Source organism: Saccharothrix sp. ALI-22-I (genome assembly GCF_001984175.1).
In the GTDB taxonomy this organism is placed as follows: domain Bacteria; phylum Actinomycetota; class Actinomycetes; order Mycobacteriales; family Pseudonocardiaceae; genus Actinosynnema.
The window spans coordinates 245,887-263,696 of record NZ_MTQP01000067.1 but is presented as its reverse complement, the minus strand read 5'-3'; the positions used below and the strand labels follow the sequence as shown (position 1 = coordinate 263,696).

Sequence of the window (17,810 nt, the reverse complement as noted above, 5' to 3'; positions counted from 1 at the left end):
GACGCTAGTCCGCAAGCAGGTGGTGGCGGGGCCGGTTACCGTCACAACATGGCCGAATACCAGCACATCCGCGTCGACCGCACGGATGACGTCGTACGGATCACCATGGACCGCGCCGCACGGCGCAACTCGCTGTCCGCCGAGCACCTGGCGGAACTGCTGACCGCGTTCCGCGACGTCGCCGCGTCGGACGCGGTGGGTGTGGTGCTCGCGGCCGAAGGGCCGGTGTTCTCCGCCGGGCACGACTTCGCCGACGTGTCGGCGCGCGACCTGGAGGGCGTGCGCGAGTTGCTGATGCTGTGCACGGACCTGATGCGCACCATCGAGTCCGTGCCGCAGGTGGTGATCGCCCGGGTGCACGGCTTGGCCACCGCGGCCGGCTGTCAGCTGATGGCGTCGTGCGACCTGGCGGTGGCGGCCGAGGAGGCGGCGTTCGCCCTGCCCGGCGGCAAGGGCGGCTGGTTCTGCCACACCCCGGCCGTGCCGGTGGCACGTGCGGTGGGGCGCAAGCGGCTGATGGAGATGGCGCTGACCGGTGACGCGGTGGACGCGCGGACCGCCGAGCAGTGGGGCCTGGTGAACCGCGTCGTGCCGCTGGCCGAGCTGGACGAGGCGGTGGACGACCTGATGCGCCGGGCCACCCGCGGCAGTCGGGCCAGCAAGGCGTTGGGCAAGCAGACCATCTACGCCCAGCTCGACCGACCCGAGGCCGACGCGTACGCCATCGCGGTGGAGGTGATGGCGGCCGCGTCACAGACCCCGGCGGCCAAGGAAGGAATGTCCTCGTTCCTGGAAAAGCGCCCGGCCACGTGGACCGACTAACCCACCCTTGCAGACACCGCCGTCGCCCGCTGCCCGCAGACCCCGACCACCCCGCGAGGTCGACTTCCAGGCGACCGAGCCCGCCGTCTCCGGAGGAGCGGCAATCCAACACAGTTCACGGCTGGGCGTGCTCGTGCAGCAGGAGCAGGGTGTAGGCGGCGATCGACTGGGCGTCGGTGATCTCGCCGCGCGCGACCATCGCCTCGAAGTCCGCCCGGGGGAACCACGCCGAGCGCATGTCCTGCTCCTCGTGCTCCCGCTCGTGGAAGCCCTCCGTGAGCTGGGTGGCCAGGAACACCCGGCCGCGCTGGCTGGACATGCCCGGCGCGACGTCCAGCAGACCGAGCTGCACGAGCTTGCCCGCCCGCAACCCGGTCTCCTCCCGCAACTCCCGCGCCGCCAGCTCCATCGGGTCCGAGTCCGCTCGTTCCGGCGCGGTGCCCTGCGGGAACTCCCAGCGCCGCAGCCCCAACGGGTAGCGGTACTGCTCGACGAGCCGCAGCCGCTCGCCGTCCATGGGGATGACCAGCGCGAAGTCGGGTTTGTCCACCACACCGTAGATCCCGGTGGTCCCGTCTGCCCGCCCGATGGCGTCCTCCCGGACCACCATCCACTGGTTCGCGTACACCTCACGCGATCCGAGGGTTTCCACGATCACTCTCCCTGTGCCGGTTGCTCCGGGCCGGACCGCGACCGGGCCAGTTCCGATCGCCGCCGCCCGTACCCGAAGTACACCACCAAGCCCCCCGCGGACCAGACGCCGAAGGCGGACCACGTGGCGGGCGTCATTGCCCCAGTCCTGACCGCGGTGACACGTCGGCCGACGGTACCTGCCGGTGGATCGGGTCCCGCACCCCGTAGCCTGTCGGCCGTGCGCCTCGTCATCGCTCGCTGCCAGGTCGACTACGTCGGACGCCTCACCGCCCATCTGCCGATGGCCCAGAGGCTGTTGCTGATCAAGGCCGACGGCTCGGTGTCGATCCACTCCGACGACCGCGCGTTCAAGCCGCTCTATCCGGGGTTGAAACACCTGTCTCTGTTCGCTGCGTCGGCGCTTGGTGCCCTTCGAGGGCTCGCCGGATACTCGCTCGCTGGGGGGTACGCACAGTGAGGCTCGTGATCGCTCGCTGCCAAGTTGACTACTTCGGTCGGCTCACTGCCCATCTGCCGATGGCTAATCGGCTATTGATGGTGAAAGCGGATGGGTCCGTTCTTGTGCACTCGGATGGCGGCTCCTATAAGCCGCTCAACTGGATGTCGCCACCTTGCTGGCTGATCGAGGATCCGGACATCTGGACGGTGCAGAACAAAGCAGGCGAGAAGATCGTGATCACGATCGACGAGGTCATGCACGACTCGAAGCACGAGCTAGGCGTCGACCCCGGCTTGCAGAAGGACGGCGTCGAGGCGCACCTCCAAGAGTTGCTGGCCGAGCACGTCACCACCCTTGGAGAGGGGTGGACCTTGGTGCGTAGGGAGTACCCGACCGCGATCGGTCCGGTGGACCTGATGTGTCGGGACGCGGCCGGGGGCAGCGTCGCGGTAGAAATCAAGCGCCGCGGAGAGATCGACGGGGTGGAGCAGTTGACCCGCTACCTCGAACTGCTCAACCGCGACCCGCGACTGGCCCCCGTGAAAGGGGTCTTCGCTGCGCAGCAGATCAAGCTCCAGGCCCGCACCCTTGCTGAGGACCGCGGCATTCGATGCGTGGTGCTGGACTACGACGCCCTGCGCGGCACCGACTCCAACGAGTTCCGCCTGTTTTGACACGGCCCCAGGCTATCTGCGGTCTGTCGACAGGCGGCAGCGGTGCGCGCGACCGAGGTCGTCACCGCTCGGGCCTCCTGAAGCCGCTGCGACCGGGACGGTGAGGTAGCTGGGATCAGAGCGGCAGGTGCCTTTCAGCCCACGAGATCACTTTGCGCAGGACGCGGGTCTTTAGCCCACGCTGGCGCAGGTTGCGTGCCGTTTGACTGTCGTGGACGCGCGGATGCGGGCCAGTAAGGGGAAGGCGGCAGTCGCCAGTCGCCGTCGCGGCTTCGAACGCGCAGTTCGAAAGGGTTGTTACTCGGACGTGTTCAAGCCAGTGCGGGGCGAGGGCGTACCGGAGCGGGCCGGGTATTCCCACCCCGCCGGGCGCGACCATGAGGCTGACGAACTGGGCAAGGAGCCCGGCGCTGACACTCGCCGACAGGACGGCGACGTTCTGGCGTGCGGGAGTGAGCGTCCTGCCAGCACCTCGGATGTAGGTCTCGTCTTCGAAGAGCCCCAGCTTGTCCTTCTGCGCAGTCGCTGGATCGAGTTGGCCGTTGCAGACCATGCACGGTTGCCCAGGCATGATCGTGTGCGTTCGCCAGGTTGCGCTGCGCATGGTGCCGTCGTCGAAGGTGTCGATCCCGATGCCGCCGTCGAGCACGGGGATGAGGTCGGCGTAGGCGAGGGTGTTGAGGACGCCTCGAGCCCATGGCTTGTCGACGCAGCTAATGATCACGTCGTAGTCGAGCGCGGCGGCCATGCCTTCGGGTTCGCAGACGCTCATGTCGAGCAGCGCGAACTCAGGTCTGTCCGCTGTGGCGGCGCGCATCATGAGGCGGTGCGCGACTTCGACCTTGCTGCGCGCGAGCAGGAGATCGCCTCGCGTGGCCCCGATCATGCGGTCGAGGTTGACGATCTCCAGGCTGTCGAAGTCCATCACGGCGATGTTCACGAGGCCGGTGGCCGCGAGTCGCAGTGCGACATCGAGGCCGACGCTGCCAGCACCGACCACGAGTACTCGGGTCCGCGCCAGGCATGCCTGCGTGGCTTCGCCCCACGAGGAGACGGCGCGCTCTTGGCTGGCAGTCGTAGCTGGCGCGTGGCGGAGGCGGTCGTTCCAGGTGATCCGGAGGCGGTCGCTGAGGACCCGCACGGATTCGCCGTGGGTTGGTTCGCCATCGGCGGACCACTGGCGGCAGGACCAGTCGCCGCTTCCTGCCAGCGTCATGCCGATCATTGGCAGGCCGGTCAGTTCCTGGACGAGGTGGGCGTACGAGCGCTCGGTCGTGTAGTCGGGCTGCGACATACCCTGCCAGCCGTCAGCGCCAGGATGTGAATGGAGGAGGACGAGTCCGCCTCCGGCAGCAGCGGCTTCGATCGCGCCCCGCACGATGTAGTCGCCGGTGAATGAGGCGTTTCCATGGACGGCGCGCTCGCCGTGTCTAGGCAGCAGCGGAGCGTTGATCAGAGCAGTGATGCGCGTTCGCCCGGTCGACGGGTTGTAGATCGCCAGGCAGACGTCTTCTTGACCGTCGTCGCGAAGGAGGTGCCGCTGCAGTTCATGATCGACGGTGTCGATCATGGCGGCGGAGACGGTCACCGAGCGTCCAGCAGAACCGAGCGGACGTGGGCAAGCCATGCCTGCGCTGCCTCAGCAGCATTGCCCCAGTTCCGGATATCCCGGGAATGTCGCGTCCATCCCGGCAGGGTCTCGGTGGCGTTCGCGTTCGTGTTCGTGAACTGGATGCTGTCCGGAAAGTGCACCCAGTGTGGGGGTACCGCTGGCCACGCCTGCAGTTCGGCGGCAGCGACACCGGTCTGGACGATCTGAGGTCCAGAGCTGGTCACTGCTTCGACCGGGAAGGTCACAACCGCAGCCTGCTGGGCAGCTGCAACGCCGCAGCGACTGAGTCCGGCGATGAACGCGTCGGCCCCGACAGTCGGGATGGTGGCAGTCATCAGGCGACCGGGGCGACCTGGCGGATCGAGACAAACTTCTTACGCGGGCGGACAGTGACGATCTCCGCGTCCTCGAACTTGACGATCTCCCCCTGCCCTCGGATCTCTGCGAGGTCGTAGCCGCTCGGGTCGAGCCCGGCCAGCTCCAGCAGTACAGCAGCGGTGAGGTGGTGACCTGGTTCGACCTGGAACGGACGACCGTCGATGGTGATCTGGACCGTGTGCTCGGTGCGGCCGGTGTCGCTCATCTCCAGCTCCAATCTGACCGTGTCAGCAGAGATGCATTCCCTGGCTGTTGACATAAGAGTGACACGAGGTTCGGGTATCCGCAACTACCCACGTTGTTGCACCAAAGTTGCGTTATTGGCCTATGATGTGACCCATGGCTCCCTCGCGCGCGCGAAACACACGTGGCTAGCTCCGGCAAGCAGGCGGCGACTCCTGCCGAACGATTGGACGGTGCGCAGCTCGGTGCCCTCGTTCGGCAGCACCGGGGCGCGCAGTCCCTCCGGCAAGCCGCAGCAGAAGCGGGTGTCAGCTTCAGCACGCTCTCTCGCGTTGAAGGTGGCGCCCAGCCGGACCTCGCCTCGTTCACGGCGATCTGTGCCTGGATCGGTGTTCCGCCAAGCCGCTTCTTCTCACCGGTCGCCGAACGCCGCGAAACGCCGCTAGAAGAAGCGATCTCGCATCTGAGCGCGGACCCTCGGCTCAAGCCGGAGGCTGCGTCGAGCATCGCGTCTGTCATCCGGCAGATGTACGAGGCGTTGGCAGAGGAAGTTCAGCCAACGCAGCCGCTCGTCGCCTGTCATCTCAGAGCCGCACCGACGATGCGGCCCGGGGTGCCTGAGCGACTGGGGCCGCTTCTCGTCGACATGCACGATGGGCTCCGGGAACTCGTCGAGGCGGGTGAACTGTGAGCCTGCCGCGCGGATTCAAGGCGCACGCCGAGCGCGAAGCGGTACGGCTGCGCAAGGAGATGGGTCTCCAGAGCAGTGCCCCTGTCGATGTCGCCCAGCTTGCCGAGCACCTGCAGATGAAGGTCGTAGGGGCCGACAAGCTTGTGGACATCGAGCGGCTGCATGAACTGGAGCGCATCCAAGCCTTCGCGTTCTCAGCGGCTACCTTCGAGATCGCGGGCCGCTTGTTCATCGTCTTGAACCCGGTTCGAAGCCCCGGTCGCCTCGCCAGCGATGTCGCGCACGAGGTGGCCCACCGCCTGCTCGACCACCAGCTATCCGAGGTCCGTGAGATCGAGGGCATCCCGTTTCGGACCTGCAAGCCCGACGAAGAGGAGCAGGCCACCGCATTCGGTGGGACCCTCCTGCTCCCTCGCCCACTGCTGACCGCCGCCGCCTATCAAGGCTGGGGCCCTGATGAGATCGCCAAGCGGTACAACGTCACGACGGAGATGGCCAGGTATCGCTACAACTCCACCGGCGTGGCCAGGCAGGTCAAGGCGAAGACCGGGTGACCTAGAGTTCCTGCAGATTGATCGTCGGGTGCGACCGAGAAGAGCGCAGTGTGAACCGAGCCATTTTCAGCGTGTGCCCTCGGAAGTCAGAACGTGCTCCAGGGCTTGCAGGAATGCGCTCACGCCCCTTCCGGTCGGGAACAGTTGCCTGTCGCGGGGACGCACCGCGTCGATGCCGTTAGTCGCTGAATGTGAGGCGTGCCACGTGTCGACGATCAGGTAATCGACACGAGCGGCCAATGAACGCAGCCCGGGGGTGGCGACCGTGTCCGAGTTAGCCTCGATCGATCGTGGTGTGCAGAGCGCCGACAGCCGTCTGTCGAGGGAGTGGGCTGCACCTGTTAGGAGTGAATATACGCCGATGGTCTTGCCATCAAGGCGCCGCCACGGCGACTCCGTCTCATCTGAGGCTCGCTCCACGAAGTGCGTCGGAATGCCGCACTCTTCTCCTAGAGCGGTCAGTTCGGACAGTTGCCGGATGCTGAGCCGTTGTTGGAAGTCGTGAACCCGCGTCAGGACGTCTGCGGTCACCGCGAGCCGTACATCGGCGTCTGGAGTCGGGGCGTTCAGCACGATCTCGACCAGGGCGATTCCCCAGTCGACCGACGCCGGCGCAGCCACCCGGCGCCACAGGTTCGCGGTCAACTCCACCACGCTTCGATAGGTGGACTCCCCAGGACCGCTCTCGAGCACGTGCTCCAGGAGGAGCAGGTAGGCGTTCCTCACGGGCGAACTGAGGTTTTCCTGTTCCGCGAGCACTAGCAGGACGGCCTCGCGGAGATCACCGGAACCACCACCACCGGCGGCGACGCTTCGGCACAGCACGTCCAGACTCGCGATGACCTGGTCCTGGTTGACGCCTCCCCAAGCCTCGAGCAGCGCGTCGGCGGAGGCCTTCGAGTCTTCGGTCGACAGTGCAGAGGGGACTTCCCACTGGTCATACTGCGCCCGAGCGACCTTCGACGCATCCGACCAGCGGATGGAGCGTGCCAACCGCTCGCACCACTCCTGCCATCCGCCGCACGAACCGTTGACCAAACGACCAAGGTCTTCCAGGTCGCGCTGGAGTCGGCGATCGAGCCGGAGGCGGCCATCTGCTTTGAAACGGTCGACGATGTCCAGGACATCAGGGGCGTGGGTGAAGTCGTCGCTGTCGAGCGTGGCTTGCACCGCCAGGTCGGCGATGGACGGCTCCGGTGAATCGAGGAAAGCGCGGATGAACGCGCCGTACCGGCCCTGGGCGTGCAGATCCCGGACATCCACCCCGGCACGGACGTCACCGGCGGCCGCCGTGGGTTCCAGCGCGATCAACCGGTTGAGGAGTGAGCGCTCCAGCTCGTCCTCGGCGGCAGTCACGAGTCGCTGCACGCGCTCGAGGTCACCCAACGCTGACGCGGCGATGAGGCCGACACCGCGGCCGGCCGCAGTGGATGGCACCTCCACCGCGCTGACCAGCGAGCCGTACCGGGCCCCGAGATCGATCTGCGCGTAGATCGCCCGAGGCGATAGACCCGCGTTGACGAGGTCAGCAACCTCGGTGTGCCACACCATCTCGAGTAGCACCTCGTTGACGACGCGCGGGCGCCGAGCCCGCAGCAGTTCACCGACGTGCGGGAGATCGGCGAGTTCACGCCACCGGTGAAGCCTGCCAAGCATCTCGACCGTGAGGAACCGCAGGTTCTCAGCACTGAGACGACCGGTGAACCTCAGATCTCCGAGGAGGCGATCAGCAAGGCGCCCGTCGCGCTGGAGCAGGGCCAACCGCAGATCGCGCAGCAGGTCGACGTGCGACGGGCGCACGGGCCGAAGACGGGCGTCCTTGCCCTTCATCGTTGCGACGGCATCCTCGAGCCTCTCAAGCATGTCCTGGGCCGTGCTGGCGATCCGCGCTACGCGGGACATGTGCGTCAAGCCCTCGAGTTCGAGCAGCCGATCCACCCGTTGGGACTCCGGGGCCGGCGTACTGGAGGTCACGGACACCGCCGGCCCAAGGAACGCCTCCAACACCTCACGACCGCGACGCTGACCTTCGCGGTCCTCGGACAAGAGGTAGAAACCTTGAGGACTGCGGTTCAACGGCACGATCAGCCAACCGCTGTTGCCCCCGACCCAGGTCCGTGCCTGCTCGTCGACCAGGAGTTCGACCCGCTCTCGGAGGACGCCGAAACGGGCGGGGTCGCCCACGCAGTCGAGCAACGTCTCGGCTGCGGTCACATCACACCGCCGAAGCGGTCGAACGCGTCCATACGAGCCTGAGCGACGTAGGACTGCTCGGTGTGCAGTTCCACCTGTTCCTCGCGCAGGTTGATTCCGGTGTATGTGATGTTCATGCTGCCCGCCACCACGTAGTCGTCCCCGGTCAGGGCCTTCGTGTGCAACTTGCCTGTCCGGTCGATCATCACTTCGACGTGCTCGGCAACCCGGAGATCCTGCTTCAGCAGGTCCAGTCGGCGCAGGAACAGGTCATTGTGAGAATCGGGTGTGGTGGCCACGATGACGCGAGCGCCGGCCGAGGCCAACGTGACAAGGACCTCCGCCAGGCGGATCGGTCTGTGGCCGAAGCGGGCCAGCGCTGAATAGGTGCCCGCGCTGTTGTCGAGCACCTCGACGTCCGACACCCAGGGAGAGACCAGCCAGAGGCATCGACTGGGAGAGACCAGTTCGGCGGAGAACAGGGCCGCGAGCATCTCGAGCACCTCGCTCGAGCTCTGCGCCCGGGACTTCCGGATGACCCGGTTCACAGCGCCTCCCTGAGCAGGAGGCGACATTCCCGATACCGGGCCGTGGCCCGTTGCCCGACCACGACCGGATGACACAAAAGCGGTCCCACCTCTACTGGGTGCACCTGCAAGTCGACCAGAGCGGCGCGCAGGTGGAGCCGTTCGGCGTGCCCTGCCCGGAGCACGACTTCACGATGTTCGCGGAGAGCATCATGCAACGCGACCCGCCGAGCGTCGTCCCACGGGACGACTCCGAACTCCGGCGGTCCTAGCTTCACGTGCGCCCTGATCACGCTCGTCGACGGCTCCAGAGGAGGGCCGTAGAGCGACGAGCCCGAACCCGACTCGCCCCAGGGCCACAGCACGTTGGCCACCGCTCGTGCCCTGCGTTGTGCAGCGGCGTGATCACCCAGGTGCAGCACTTCGTCGAGTCGCTCATCGTCCGCCATCAATGCGCCGAGTGTTCTCGGGCCCACGTCCAGGCCTGCGAGTTCGACAGCGGTGTTCCGCAGGTCGAGCCAGGAGATGACGTCCTCCAGCAAGCGGGGGTGGGCGCCGGGACCCGCCAGTCGGGTGCTCAGTGACGACCTGGCAGGGCCGCCAAGCGTCAACCCCTGTTCATGCGCCGCCGCGTCGACCTGCTGCACGGCGGCGCCGACCGCGGTGTGACCTGCGGTCCACGCCTCGCGAAGTCCCACGAGGGAGGCGCGCACCTCTTCAGACTCGCTGGTCAGCAGTGAGACCAGTTCTTCGTCCAGCGTGTCGACCGAGGTCGGCTCCAGCGCGTCTTCAAGCGCACGGGAGAAGGCTTCGGGTTCGTGGACCAAGAGGCGCAGGAACGTCTCCACCTGGCCGGTGCCACCCGGTGACGGTTCCGACACCCAGAATCGGGTGTCGCCGTCCGGTGCGAGATCAATCGTTAGCTCCTCGACGTCCACGCCCCGGACCAAAGACGACAGGGCGCTGACGACGAGGTGCGCCACAGACAGGGTGTAGCGCCGCCTCCACCACGTCGTCCAGGCGGGGGAACGGTCTTCCTCGAGCACTTCCGTGGCAGCGGTGGCAACAGCCGAGATGACATCGTGGTCGTTGCACCAGGTGACCCACTTCATACCGTGGTCCGACGGTTGGTGATCGTCGTCATCCGGGGTCAGGCCGAGTGTGCGGGCCGCATCGACCAGTGCGTCGGCCCACTGCTGGTCGTCGGCAGGGTCCTCGCCCTTCAATCGGGAGGAGACGATCGCCAGCAACGCGATCTCGGTCAACGATTCCCGGTCGAACGACGACAATTCGTCGGGCAAATCCGCTTCAACGAGGATGTTGTGCCGCAGTCGGCTGGTCCGCTCGGTCGGATCCGGCCGGTGAATGGTCTCCGGGAACCGCACCTCGCCTTCGAGCGCGTCGCAGTGAACGTCCACACCGATGGCAGCGGGACGCCACGCGTCGCCGTCGCCCACCCCGTAGTGGAGCCGCACCACACGCGCTTGTGGCTGCCAGATGGTGCCGACGGCGGTGCGGGCGTACCGGATGGTGCGGACGCCGCCGCCCTGCGCGTGCACGTGGGCGGTCAGCGAGGTCAACAGTTCGCGGGCGCCACTGTCCACCCGGATCGGAGTTCCCGACCCGAGCCTCGACACGTGGAACTCCCAGTCGGGTTGCACCGCTGAGTAATCCCGAACCGGAGCGGGTACGGGTTGCAGTTCGACCGACACCGGGGAGTAGACCTCCACACGCGTGCCCGCCAGGTCCAGGAGGTCGACCGGACTCACCACTGCGTAGGTCTTGCTCATGTCGACCCGCAATTGTGCGTCGTCCGTCCCGGCGGGGAGGGGCAGCCAGTGTCGTTTGTGGGTGGCCCACACACCGAAGTGGCGGGTGACGTTGCCCGGCGTGAACTCCCGGAGCGCGCGGAGTGCGGGGAGGTGTTCGACATCGCGCTTGCCCTGTTTGCCGGGCACGACCAACTCCACGTCGGGAACGAGGAGGTCGTCGAAGAGGTTGCCGGGGACGAACGACCGCAGCGGGGTCCGCGTTCTCAGACCGGTGTCGTCCGGCCTCGGTTCCTCGCCGCGCCACTGGTCGACCAGTCGGCGCCGGATCGTCGGCACGACCGCCAGCAGCAATGGCCGCGGCGCGTCCCACAACAGGCTGTCGACCACCGACTCGGCGATCTCACCGCTGCCCAGACCGAGCGCGAGGAGCAGGTGCCGGCGAAGGCGCTGCCGTTCGGGGCCGGACCTGAGCAGCCTGCTGAGCAGGTCCGCCATGGCCTCTTGGCGCCGGGCGGTTGCTGCCTGCCGCTCAGGGCCATTCGGGAACAACGCCGAGGCAGGGCCCGACAGGTCCGCCCACGTCGACTCCTGTCCGTCGTACCGCAGTTCAGCGGCCAGCCAGTCCATGAGGGCATAGACGGCTTGGATGCGCAGCACGTAGAGGTTCTCGATCGGAAGGTTGCGAGGCGGCAGGTCGGGGTCGAAGAGAGCGTCGTACCCTTCCCACGCCTGGCGGTCACGTCCCCAGTCACTGAGCACGACCACCGTCCACGGTCGCGTTGCCTGGTTGCGCCCCGCACGCCCTTTGCGCTGCAGGAACTGCGCCGCGTCGTGAGGTGCCTTGTGCTGCACCACGGCGCCTACGCGGTCGTCGTCGAACCCCACTTCGAGCGTGGCCGTCGCCACGATGACCTGGGCGTCACCGGACACGCCCCGGTCTTGGGAACTGGTCCGCCCCAGGCGCAACTGCCGGTCGGCCTCGACACCGTGACCGAGAAGTTCCGGCATCCACCACCACTGCCCGTCGGCATCCCGATCGGCCGCTTTCTCCTGGTGGTCACCCTTGAGCCGCTCCTGCTCCTCGGCTCGGAGGTGGGCGAGGGTGAGAGGGGTCCTGTCGGCGGCTTTGCCCGGCCACAGCCAGCCCTCGGTATCCAGCAGGCTCCAGTAGAGGCGGTTCGTGCTGTCGAGCTTGTCGGTGAACACGAACAACCTGCTGCCGAACACCCCTCCAGAGGACGATGGTGGGTTGAAGGGATCGTCCGCGAGCGAGTCGAGGCTGCGAGCCAGCACCATGGTCGTCTGGATGCTCGTCGACAGCGGGCCGGCCTTCGAGTGCGGGTCGCTCCTGACCGCGAGCAGGTACTCGGCGCCCGCTTCCTCGAGTTCCTCCAGTCGTGGGTGCACTACACCGACCGCGCTTGGGGGAAGGTCCACCAGTCGGGCGAAGAACTCGCCAGCGTTGCTCAGGGTCGCAGACAGGCCGACCCACACCGGTACGCGGTTGAGCATGTGCTTCAGTCGGCGCAACAGCAGGGCGTTCTGCGCGCCGGTCGTGCCCTCGTAGGTGTGGACTTCGTCCAGCAGGACGGCGGCGAGCGTGCTCGGCCGCACCCCGAAGGCCACGAGATTGCCTGGTGCAGACAACTGGCGGTTCAGCGACTCCGTGGTGCTCAGCATCAGGTCGGCGGGACGTCGCCGGGCACTCTCGCGGGTCAGCCTGAGGAACTTGCCGTCCACCTCCGCGCCGCAAGAGCGATCGACGCAGACGAGTCGCTCCACACCTCTCGTGAGATCCGAATTGGGCCAGATGAGTTCGTTGTCGCACACCAGGCATCGCAGGTAGGGGCACGCGACCCCCGCCGCCCGCCTCTCCCAATTCTCGGACCACCCCTTGCCCACCGCGTACGCCGAGTGCGGAGTCGGCCCAAACCAGGTGGCCAGGCTCAACACGGGTGCATCCGGAGCGGAGGCGTGCAGGCTCATGACGTACCCAAGCAAGGTCTTCAGTTGGTCTTTGAGGAGTTCATTGCGGGGGTAGAGCGCCAAACCGAGCGTTCCGCCCCGGTGACCTGACGCCGTCCGATCGGCCAGCCAGGCCAGCAGGGGGAGGTAGAAGGCAAGGGTCTTGCCACTACCGGTACCGGCGGTGACCATCACGCCTGCGGGCTGATCGCTTCGCAGCGCTTCCAGAACGGCCTGGGTGCTTCTGCACTGGAAGCCGGACAGTTTCGGCGGAGCGAGGTGGTGAACTGCACTCAGAGCGGCCGGACCGATCAATCCACCCAATTCGGTCAACATGTGCTGTACCGGGACGTTCCGTTCGGGGCGGCGCCGCGGGCGGTGCAGGAACCGGTGGTCCAGTACGAGCGGTTTCCCCTCGCTGACCCGCTGCCCACGGAACGACTGACGGACGTTGGCGATCAACCTGACCGTCTCGGCGCTTCGCGAGCGGTACCCGTTGTTCGGAGTCCGAACGATGAGCGCCGCGTCGAGCAGTTCGGCGAGCAACTTTTCCGCAGGACCGTGCTCACCGAGTATGGCGAGGAGTTCCTGTTCCTCCCACTCGGCGCCCACCGCGCCCCAGGACAGGAGTCGCGCCTCGCTGAGTTCGACAGCGGTGAGCGCCTCCAGGGTCACGTCATCCACGTGCCACTCCCGATGGGTTGCCGGCGGTCACTTTGAAGTTCCCCACCGCGTCGTTGTCGTGGAGCCACTGCATGACGTCGGCGTTCAGCATCGTGACGGGTGCGCCTCCACGGGCTGCGGCCGTGATGAACGCCCTCACCGTGCTGGGCAGAGCAGCCTCGAACGCCTCGGACAACGCGACGGTGTCGGCCAACGCGCGTACCGATGCTGCGTCGGGTATCCGTGTGGTGAGGCTCGGCAGCGAACCCAGTGCTCGTTTCAAGTCGGTGGCGGCTTGGGCCAATCGTCCTTCGCCCGCCATCAAGTCGACCAGTTCCCCCAGGTCGGCGGCAGCACCGAAATAGGAGTTCACGTGGTTCCGCCACGCCTCCAGGATCGACTTCTGGGCTTTTCTCGTGAGTTCCCTCAGGTTCCGCACCAGGATGGGCAGTTGTCGGCGTTCCAACTCCCCGTCGGTGACCTCGGCTCCTGGAGGGAGCGGTCCACCGATCACAAGACCCGACCACCACGAACCACGCCCGAGCGCGCCTGCTGCCTTGAGCCGTTCCAGTTCGGCGCGGATCTGCTCGAGTTCTCGCAGCGCGTCGTTCAAGGCTTTGAGTTCGTCCTGCGCCTGGACCGCGTCGCCGGCCCTCCTCACCGCACGGCCTGTCGCCGTGATCCATTCGGGTGCGTTGTCAGTCAAGGCCGCCCTCCGGCGTGCGCAGTTCGTCCAAGTGTCCGCGGATGTCGCCAAGAGCCGTGCGCACCGCCCGAATCCTGGCTTCCAAGTCCTCCGCCGTCGCGTCGTTGCGCGCGCACTCGGCACGTGTCGCTTCCATGTTGTTCTTCAGTTGAGTGAGCGCTTTCGCGCCGTTGATCGCAGCGCTCGCCCATCCCTGCGCCGCGAGCACCTGGTCTGCGGGCGATCGATCATCGTCTTCCGGCCACCTGCGTGGCAGGGAGGAGGGGATCTGTTCGACCACGGTGGCTGCTTCCATGAAGCTTTCGAACCCGTCACCGGGGCGGAACAGACCATGATCGCGAGCGGCTCTGGCGACTTCTCGAGCGCTGTCCGCCACGTCCTTGGGCGCGTATCCATGCAGTTCCGTGGAAATATAGTCGACGGCTTCGGTCAGTTCGGGTGACCGGGCACTCGCCGCCTTCTCGACGGCGTTGGCCAACTTCTTGGCCCAGTTGGCCACGTCGGCATTGCCTTCCGCAGCCGAACTCTCCAACCCGCGGAGGTACTCGACCGGCCGTTTGACTACTGTTCTGAGGTCGAACTTCAATCCGATCGCGTCGATCAATTTGGGCCCGCCAGTGTCGCCCTGGCGCACCGCCGCGAAGTTTGCGATCAGGTCTGCGGCGGAAACGGCGTTCAGGACATCACGCGCCGTCCTGTCCACCTCGGCCCACCCTGGGAGGGCATCACCGACTTTCGGTTTTCCGGTCAGGACGCTGTTGGTGCTCTTGAGCCGGTCGGGAATGGTGCCGAGCGCGAGCAGTGCAACCGCGCGAAGCCCGATGGCGGCGCGGACGACCTCGCGTTCACCGACCTGTTCGAGGAAACGACGTCGAACCTCTGCGGCCCACCGATCCAGTCGGTCCTCCAGCGTCAGCATCAGGTCGACCAGATCGTAGTCCTCCGGTACCCAGTCGGCGTCCTGTGCGTTCCACCGACTGTGGTCGTCGAACCACTTCGCCGCGATCATGGCTCGGACGTCTTCCGGGTCGCGGGTCAAATCGAATCGCACGTTCGTTCCGGAAGGGATCCTTCCCCTGGAGTCCTCGATCACGAAGGAGTAGCTGCGGAACAGTTTCTTGAGCAACGTCCCGCCGGTGCCGTTGCCCGCGGTGTGGAACAGGTCCTGATCGAGATCGAGTCGCTCGCTGACCAGCTTGTACAGGATTGATCGATACTGGTCGGCGTCGCGGCCAGGCAGTTCTTCACCATTCTGCCACTGGTACAGGGGAAGGAGTGGATTGACTGCGGGCGAAGCGGTGGGTGCTTCGGCCTTCGGTGTGCCGCCCTGTCGCCCGGGCTGGGCCAGCGCAGGAGCGCTGATCACACTTCCGGAGGTCGGCTGTATGGAGAAAGCCTCGGCCACCGCAGGCGGCAATTCTCGTTCATCACCCCACAGGACGAGTGCGCGGTACAGTCGTTCGGCCTGCTCTCCGGACCGGCCTCTCAGCACCATCTCCTTCGCGCGCTGGACCGTGAAATCGAAACGCTCACGTACCCCTTCGTGCGGGTAGGTGCCGTCCTCGATGCGAGCGTCGGCTTCGATCAACTCCTGGGTCACGCACACGTCCAGCACCTCGCGGGGTGTGGGGCTTTCCCCCTGGCCCTTCAGCGCTCGTGTCAACGCCACGTCGTTGTAGGGGTAGAGGCCGACCCTGCCCAACCCCGCGATGTCGACGGCACCGAATCCCGCATGACACTTGTCGCGGAAGCGGCAGGGGTTGCCGTCCTCCAGCGTGTCGCACGCGTTCCGCATCCAACTGCCGTCCCGATCGGCTTCGGCCCACGCTTTTTCCACGTCGGGACGGCCGACTCGAACGAGGTTGAGGTAACGCCCGATGAACTGCTCCCGGTCGGTGGTCGCGTTCGGCGTGACTGCGAACCTGTGGGTAATCCGGGTCGTCACCGTCTCGTGGAGACGGTCGAACGCACCGTTCGTCACCGCGAAGACGACGCGCAGCGGCGCCATATCGTCACCGGGCTGAATGGTGAACTGGTCGTACAACTCGCCGTCGATCAGGCCGAACTGCACCAGGTCCTCGAAGAGCAGGACCAGTTCCTTGTTCTCACTGCGGAGGATCTGTCGTGACCGGTGGAAGAGTGAAGCGAGCGTTTCACCGTTGTGACCGCGGAAGCCCAGAGCCCGCGGCGCCGCTTGCGCCAGCGCTTCGTTGAGCAACTGCATCGCCGAATCAGGGGCGAGTTCGATGACGTTCCACAGGTCGCGCAGTTCTCTGTTGTCGGCGAGCGCCCGCCGCATGCGAGCCTCACGCAGAGGCAGGTCGTCTCTCGTGAAGCCCTCCTGCTGGTCGTCGCGACTGGACGTCTCTTCGTACACCGAACCGGTGAACCGGTCGAGCAGTCCACCCGGACGCAGCAGGGCCTGGTTCACGGGCGGCAGTTCGAGGAGATCAGCCAAGCCGTTGCGCCGCTTGCCCTGCTCGTCCGCCAACCCGAGGAGGCTGGTGCGCATCTCGCGGGCCTGAGCCTCGTGCTTGTCCTCACCCGGACGTGCGGGCGCCGGTTCCAACGTCCAGGTCAACACCAAGCGGATCTCCGCCAGCAAGCGGTCTCGCAACTCGCCCGGAGTCGTCTTGCCGACTGCCGCGTCAACCCGCTCCATCAGTTCTGTCCCGCCGCCGCCGGGCAGTCCCTCGACGATCCGCTTGAGCAGTTGGCGGATCGTCTGGACTGCCCTGGGTACGTAGAGGACGTGGTACCGGTCGTCCTCGCGGTCGAGGTTCGCGTGAACCCAACGGACCACGTGGCTCTTGCCTGCTCCCGAAGCTCCGGTGATCGCGATCAGCGTGTTCCGCGAATTGTCCCCCATGGTCGCGAGCAGTGCGTTCAGCACTCGGCGTTCACCGGTGTCGCCGTCACGGATCTCGGAACCCCGCAAGTGCTCCAACACCATTGGGGTGTGCGCTGCCATGAACACCGCATCGGTGTCGGTGGGCATGGCACCGATGTCGGAGAACACCGTTTGCCGCACGGACTCCGCCGTCCAGCATCGGAAGGTCTTCATCGAGATGGTCACGCGGACTCCTTCACCGTGTGAACCTGGGCGATGCGGCGAACGCGGTCGCCCAAGCGCAGCGCCACGGTGTCTGCGGCGTCATCCGAGGAGATCAGTCGCAGACGGCCAGCGCGTTCCAGCTTGAACATTGCCAACACCGTCGCGGCCAAAGGGGTGGTCTCCGCTTGTTGACCGGCCGGCAGCGATTCCAGCAAGCGCGGATCGCCAAGCAGTGGCACCGCAGTGTGCAAATGCTTAAGCCATTCGACGGCCGAGCTTTGTTGCGGCAGCTCGTCGAGCACACCCTCGACCGCTTTAGTGGGGTCGATCAGCACACGTGGCTTGTTGCCCGCGGAAACCATCGTGATCAGGCCGAGCGCTCGTGCCCAGCGGATGAACGGGCGCCACTGCTCCTCGTTGTAAACGGCTGATCGCATGCCCGCCTGGTCGAAGGTCCTCTGGAGTTCTTCGTCCCACACTTGGGGAAACGTCGACAGCGGGTCCTTCGTCATGAGCCAGACCAGGGCGAACGGCACATCTGGAGGACGCTCCCCCTCTGCCACCGACGCCAGTGCCCGAGCGCCGAACAGCCGGAGGAGGAGGTTTCGGAACCCACGGGAATCCGTCGTGGGGACCGCCTTGACAGGCGCCACGTACTCGCCGCGCAGCGACCACAGCCGACGGGCGCCACTTCCTTGGGCGTCGAGAATGCCGAGGTCAACGCCGATGGACAGGGAGTCGGTCAGCATCGTGGGCACGTCCGCCGTCCGGCTGCCACGTCCGACCTCACTGTTCGCGGGTGGAACCAGTTCCTTCACCAGGAGGTCCAACGACTCGCCGTCGCGGTGCTCGGCGAGGTAGCGGCAGATCACGAACAAGGCTTGTGCACTCGCAACCACCTGGTTCTTCAAATACGTCACGA

16 protein-coding genes are annotated in these 17,810 nt (G+C 66.4%); 5 read left to right on the top strand and 11 right to left on the bottom strand.

Going from position 1 to position 17,810, the window contains the following annotated elements:
* Positions 1–48 precede the first annotated feature (48 nt).
* On the top strand, positions 49–822 hold the full coding sequence (locus ALI22I_RS33525) for an enoyl-CoA hydratase-related protein (protein ID WP_077009570.1): 774 nt from the start codon (positions 49–51) through the stop codon (positions 820–822).
* 115 nt (positions 823–937) lie between these two features.
* Here ALI22I_RS33525 and ALI22I_RS33520 read toward each other — a convergent pair whose 3' ends face one another.
* Complete coding sequence (locus ALI22I_RS33520) at positions 938–1,474, bottom strand: NUDIX domain-containing protein (RefSeq protein WP_077010119.1); 537 nt, start codon at positions 1,472–1,474, stop codon at positions 938–940.
* A gap of 2 nt (positions 1,475–1,476) precedes the next feature.
* A complete protein-coding gene (locus ALI22I_RS55175; protein WP_338013527.1) occupies positions 1,477–1,611 on the bottom strand; it encodes an amino acid permease C-terminal domain-containing protein in 135 nt (44 codons plus the stop codon).
* Between the two features lie 82 nt (positions 1,612–1,693).
* On the opposite strand from ALI22I_RS55175, the gene ALI22I_RS55725 reads away from it, so the two are divergent.
* Positions 1,694–1,933: an endonuclease NucS domain-containing protein gene (locus ALI22I_RS55725; protein ID WP_077009569.1), complete on the top strand. Its 240-nt coding sequence runs from the start codon at positions 1,694–1,696 to the stop codon at positions 1,931–1,933.
* A complete protein-coding gene (nucS, locus tag ALI22I_RS33510; RefSeq protein ID WP_077009568.1) occupies positions 1,930–2,589 on the top strand; it encodes an endonuclease NucS in 660 nt (219 codons plus the stop codon). Before ALI22I_RS55725 ends, nucS begins: the two co-directional genes overlap by 4 nt.
* A gap of 115 nt (positions 2,590–2,704) precedes the next feature.
* Here the strand turns inward: nucS and ALI22I_RS33505 are convergent, their stop codons facing one another.
* From ALI22I_RS33505 to ALI22I_RS33500, 3 genes are read right to left on the bottom strand one after another with little or no spacing between them, the layout of a single operon-like run.
* Positions 2,705–4,177, bottom strand: coding sequence for a ThiF family adenylyltransferase (locus ALI22I_RS33505; RefSeq protein ID WP_077009567.1), 1,473 nt, complete (start codon positions 4,175–4,177; stop codon positions 2,705–2,707).
* Positions 4,174–4,536 carry a hypothetical protein gene (locus ALI22I_RS49840; protein WP_143532575.1) on the bottom strand — a complete coding sequence of 121 codons (363 nt, stop codon included), beginning with the start codon at positions 4,534–4,536 and terminating at the stop codon, positions 4,174–4,176. The genes ALI22I_RS33505 and ALI22I_RS49840 overlap by 4 nt, the downstream gene beginning before the upstream one ends.
* Entirely contained in the window at positions 4,536–4,784 is a 249-nt protein-coding gene (locus tag ALI22I_RS33500; RefSeq protein WP_077009566.1) for a multiubiquitin domain-containing protein, read from the bottom strand. The genes ALI22I_RS49840 and ALI22I_RS33500 overlap by 1 nt, the downstream gene beginning before the upstream one ends.
* A gap of 162 nt (positions 4,785–4,946) precedes the next feature.
* Between ALI22I_RS33500 and ALI22I_RS33495 the strand changes: the two genes are divergently transcribed.
* Both ALI22I_RS33495 and ALI22I_RS33490 read left to right on the top strand, forming a co-directional pair.
* Positions 4,947–5,453 carry a helix-turn-helix domain-containing protein gene (locus ALI22I_RS33495; protein WP_077009565.1) on the top strand — a complete coding sequence of 169 codons (507 nt, stop codon included), beginning with the start codon at positions 4,947–4,949 and terminating at the stop codon, positions 5,451–5,453.
* A complete protein-coding gene (locus ALI22I_RS33490) occupies positions 5,450–6,007 on the top strand; it encodes an ImmA/IrrE family metallo-endopeptidase (protein ID WP_077009564.1) in 558 nt (185 codons plus the stop codon). The genes ALI22I_RS33495 and ALI22I_RS33490 overlap by 4 nt, the downstream gene beginning before the upstream one ends.
* 66 nt (positions 6,008–6,073) lie before the next feature.
* Here ALI22I_RS33490 and dpdD read toward each other — a convergent pair whose 3' ends face one another.
* From dpdD to ALI22I_RS33460, 6 genes are read right to left on the bottom strand one after another with little or no spacing between them, the layout of a single operon-like run.
* A complete protein-coding gene (dpdD, locus tag ALI22I_RS33485; RefSeq protein WP_077009563.1) occupies positions 6,074–8,221 on the bottom strand; it encodes a protein DpdD in 2,148 nt (715 codons plus the stop codon).
* Positions 8,218–8,748 carry a phospholipase D-like domain-containing protein DpdK gene (gene dpdK, locus ALI22I_RS33480; protein WP_083752211.1) on the bottom strand — a complete coding sequence of 177 codons (531 nt, stop codon included), beginning with the start codon at positions 8,746–8,748 and terminating at the stop codon, positions 8,218–8,220. The genes dpdD and dpdK overlap by 4 nt, the downstream gene beginning before the upstream one ends.
* On the bottom strand, positions 8,745–13,148 hold the full coding sequence (gene dpdJ / locus ALI22I_RS33475) for a protein DpdJ (protein WP_143532573.1): 4,404 nt from the start codon (positions 13,146–13,148) through the stop codon (positions 8,745–8,747). The genes dpdK and dpdJ overlap by 4 nt, the downstream gene beginning before the upstream one ends.
* Entirely contained in the window at positions 13,141–13,788 is a 648-nt protein-coding gene (locus tag ALI22I_RS33470) for a hypothetical protein (protein ID WP_077009561.1), read from the bottom strand. Before ALI22I_RS33470 ends, dpdJ begins: the two co-directional genes overlap by 8 nt.
* A gap of 37 nt (positions 13,789–13,825) precedes the next feature.
* Positions 13,826–16,909: an ATP-binding protein gene (locus ALI22I_RS33465; RefSeq protein ID WP_077009560.1), complete on the bottom strand. Its 3,084-nt coding sequence runs from the start codon at positions 16,907–16,909 to the stop codon at positions 13,826–13,828.
* Positions 16,906–17,808 carry a hypothetical protein gene (locus tag ALI22I_RS33460; RefSeq protein ID WP_077009559.1) on the bottom strand — a complete coding sequence of 301 codons (903 nt, stop codon included), beginning with the start codon at positions 17,806–17,808 and terminating at the stop codon, positions 16,906–16,908. Before ALI22I_RS33460 ends, ALI22I_RS33465 begins: the two co-directional genes overlap by 4 nt.
* Positions 17,809–17,810 lie beyond the last annotated feature (2 nt).

Bases quoted from the DNA above. Each gene is read 5' to 3' on its own strand.
- ALI22I_RS55175 (WP_338013527.1), bottom strand. From the start codon at position 1,611: ATGACGCCCGCCACGTGGTCCGCCTTCGGCGTCTGGTCCGCGGGGGGC.
- ALI22I_RS49840 (WP_143532575.1), bottom strand. From the start codon at position 4,536: ATGACTGCCACCATCCCGACTGTCGGGGCCGACGCGTTCATCGCCGGA.
- ALI22I_RS33500 (WP_077009566.1), bottom strand. From the start codon at position 4,784: ATGAGCGACACCGGCCGCACCGAGCACACGGTCCAGATCACCATCGAC.
- ALI22I_RS33525 (WP_077009570.1), top strand. From the start codon at position 49: ATGGCCGAATACCAGCACATCCGCGTCGACCGCACGGATGACGTCGTA.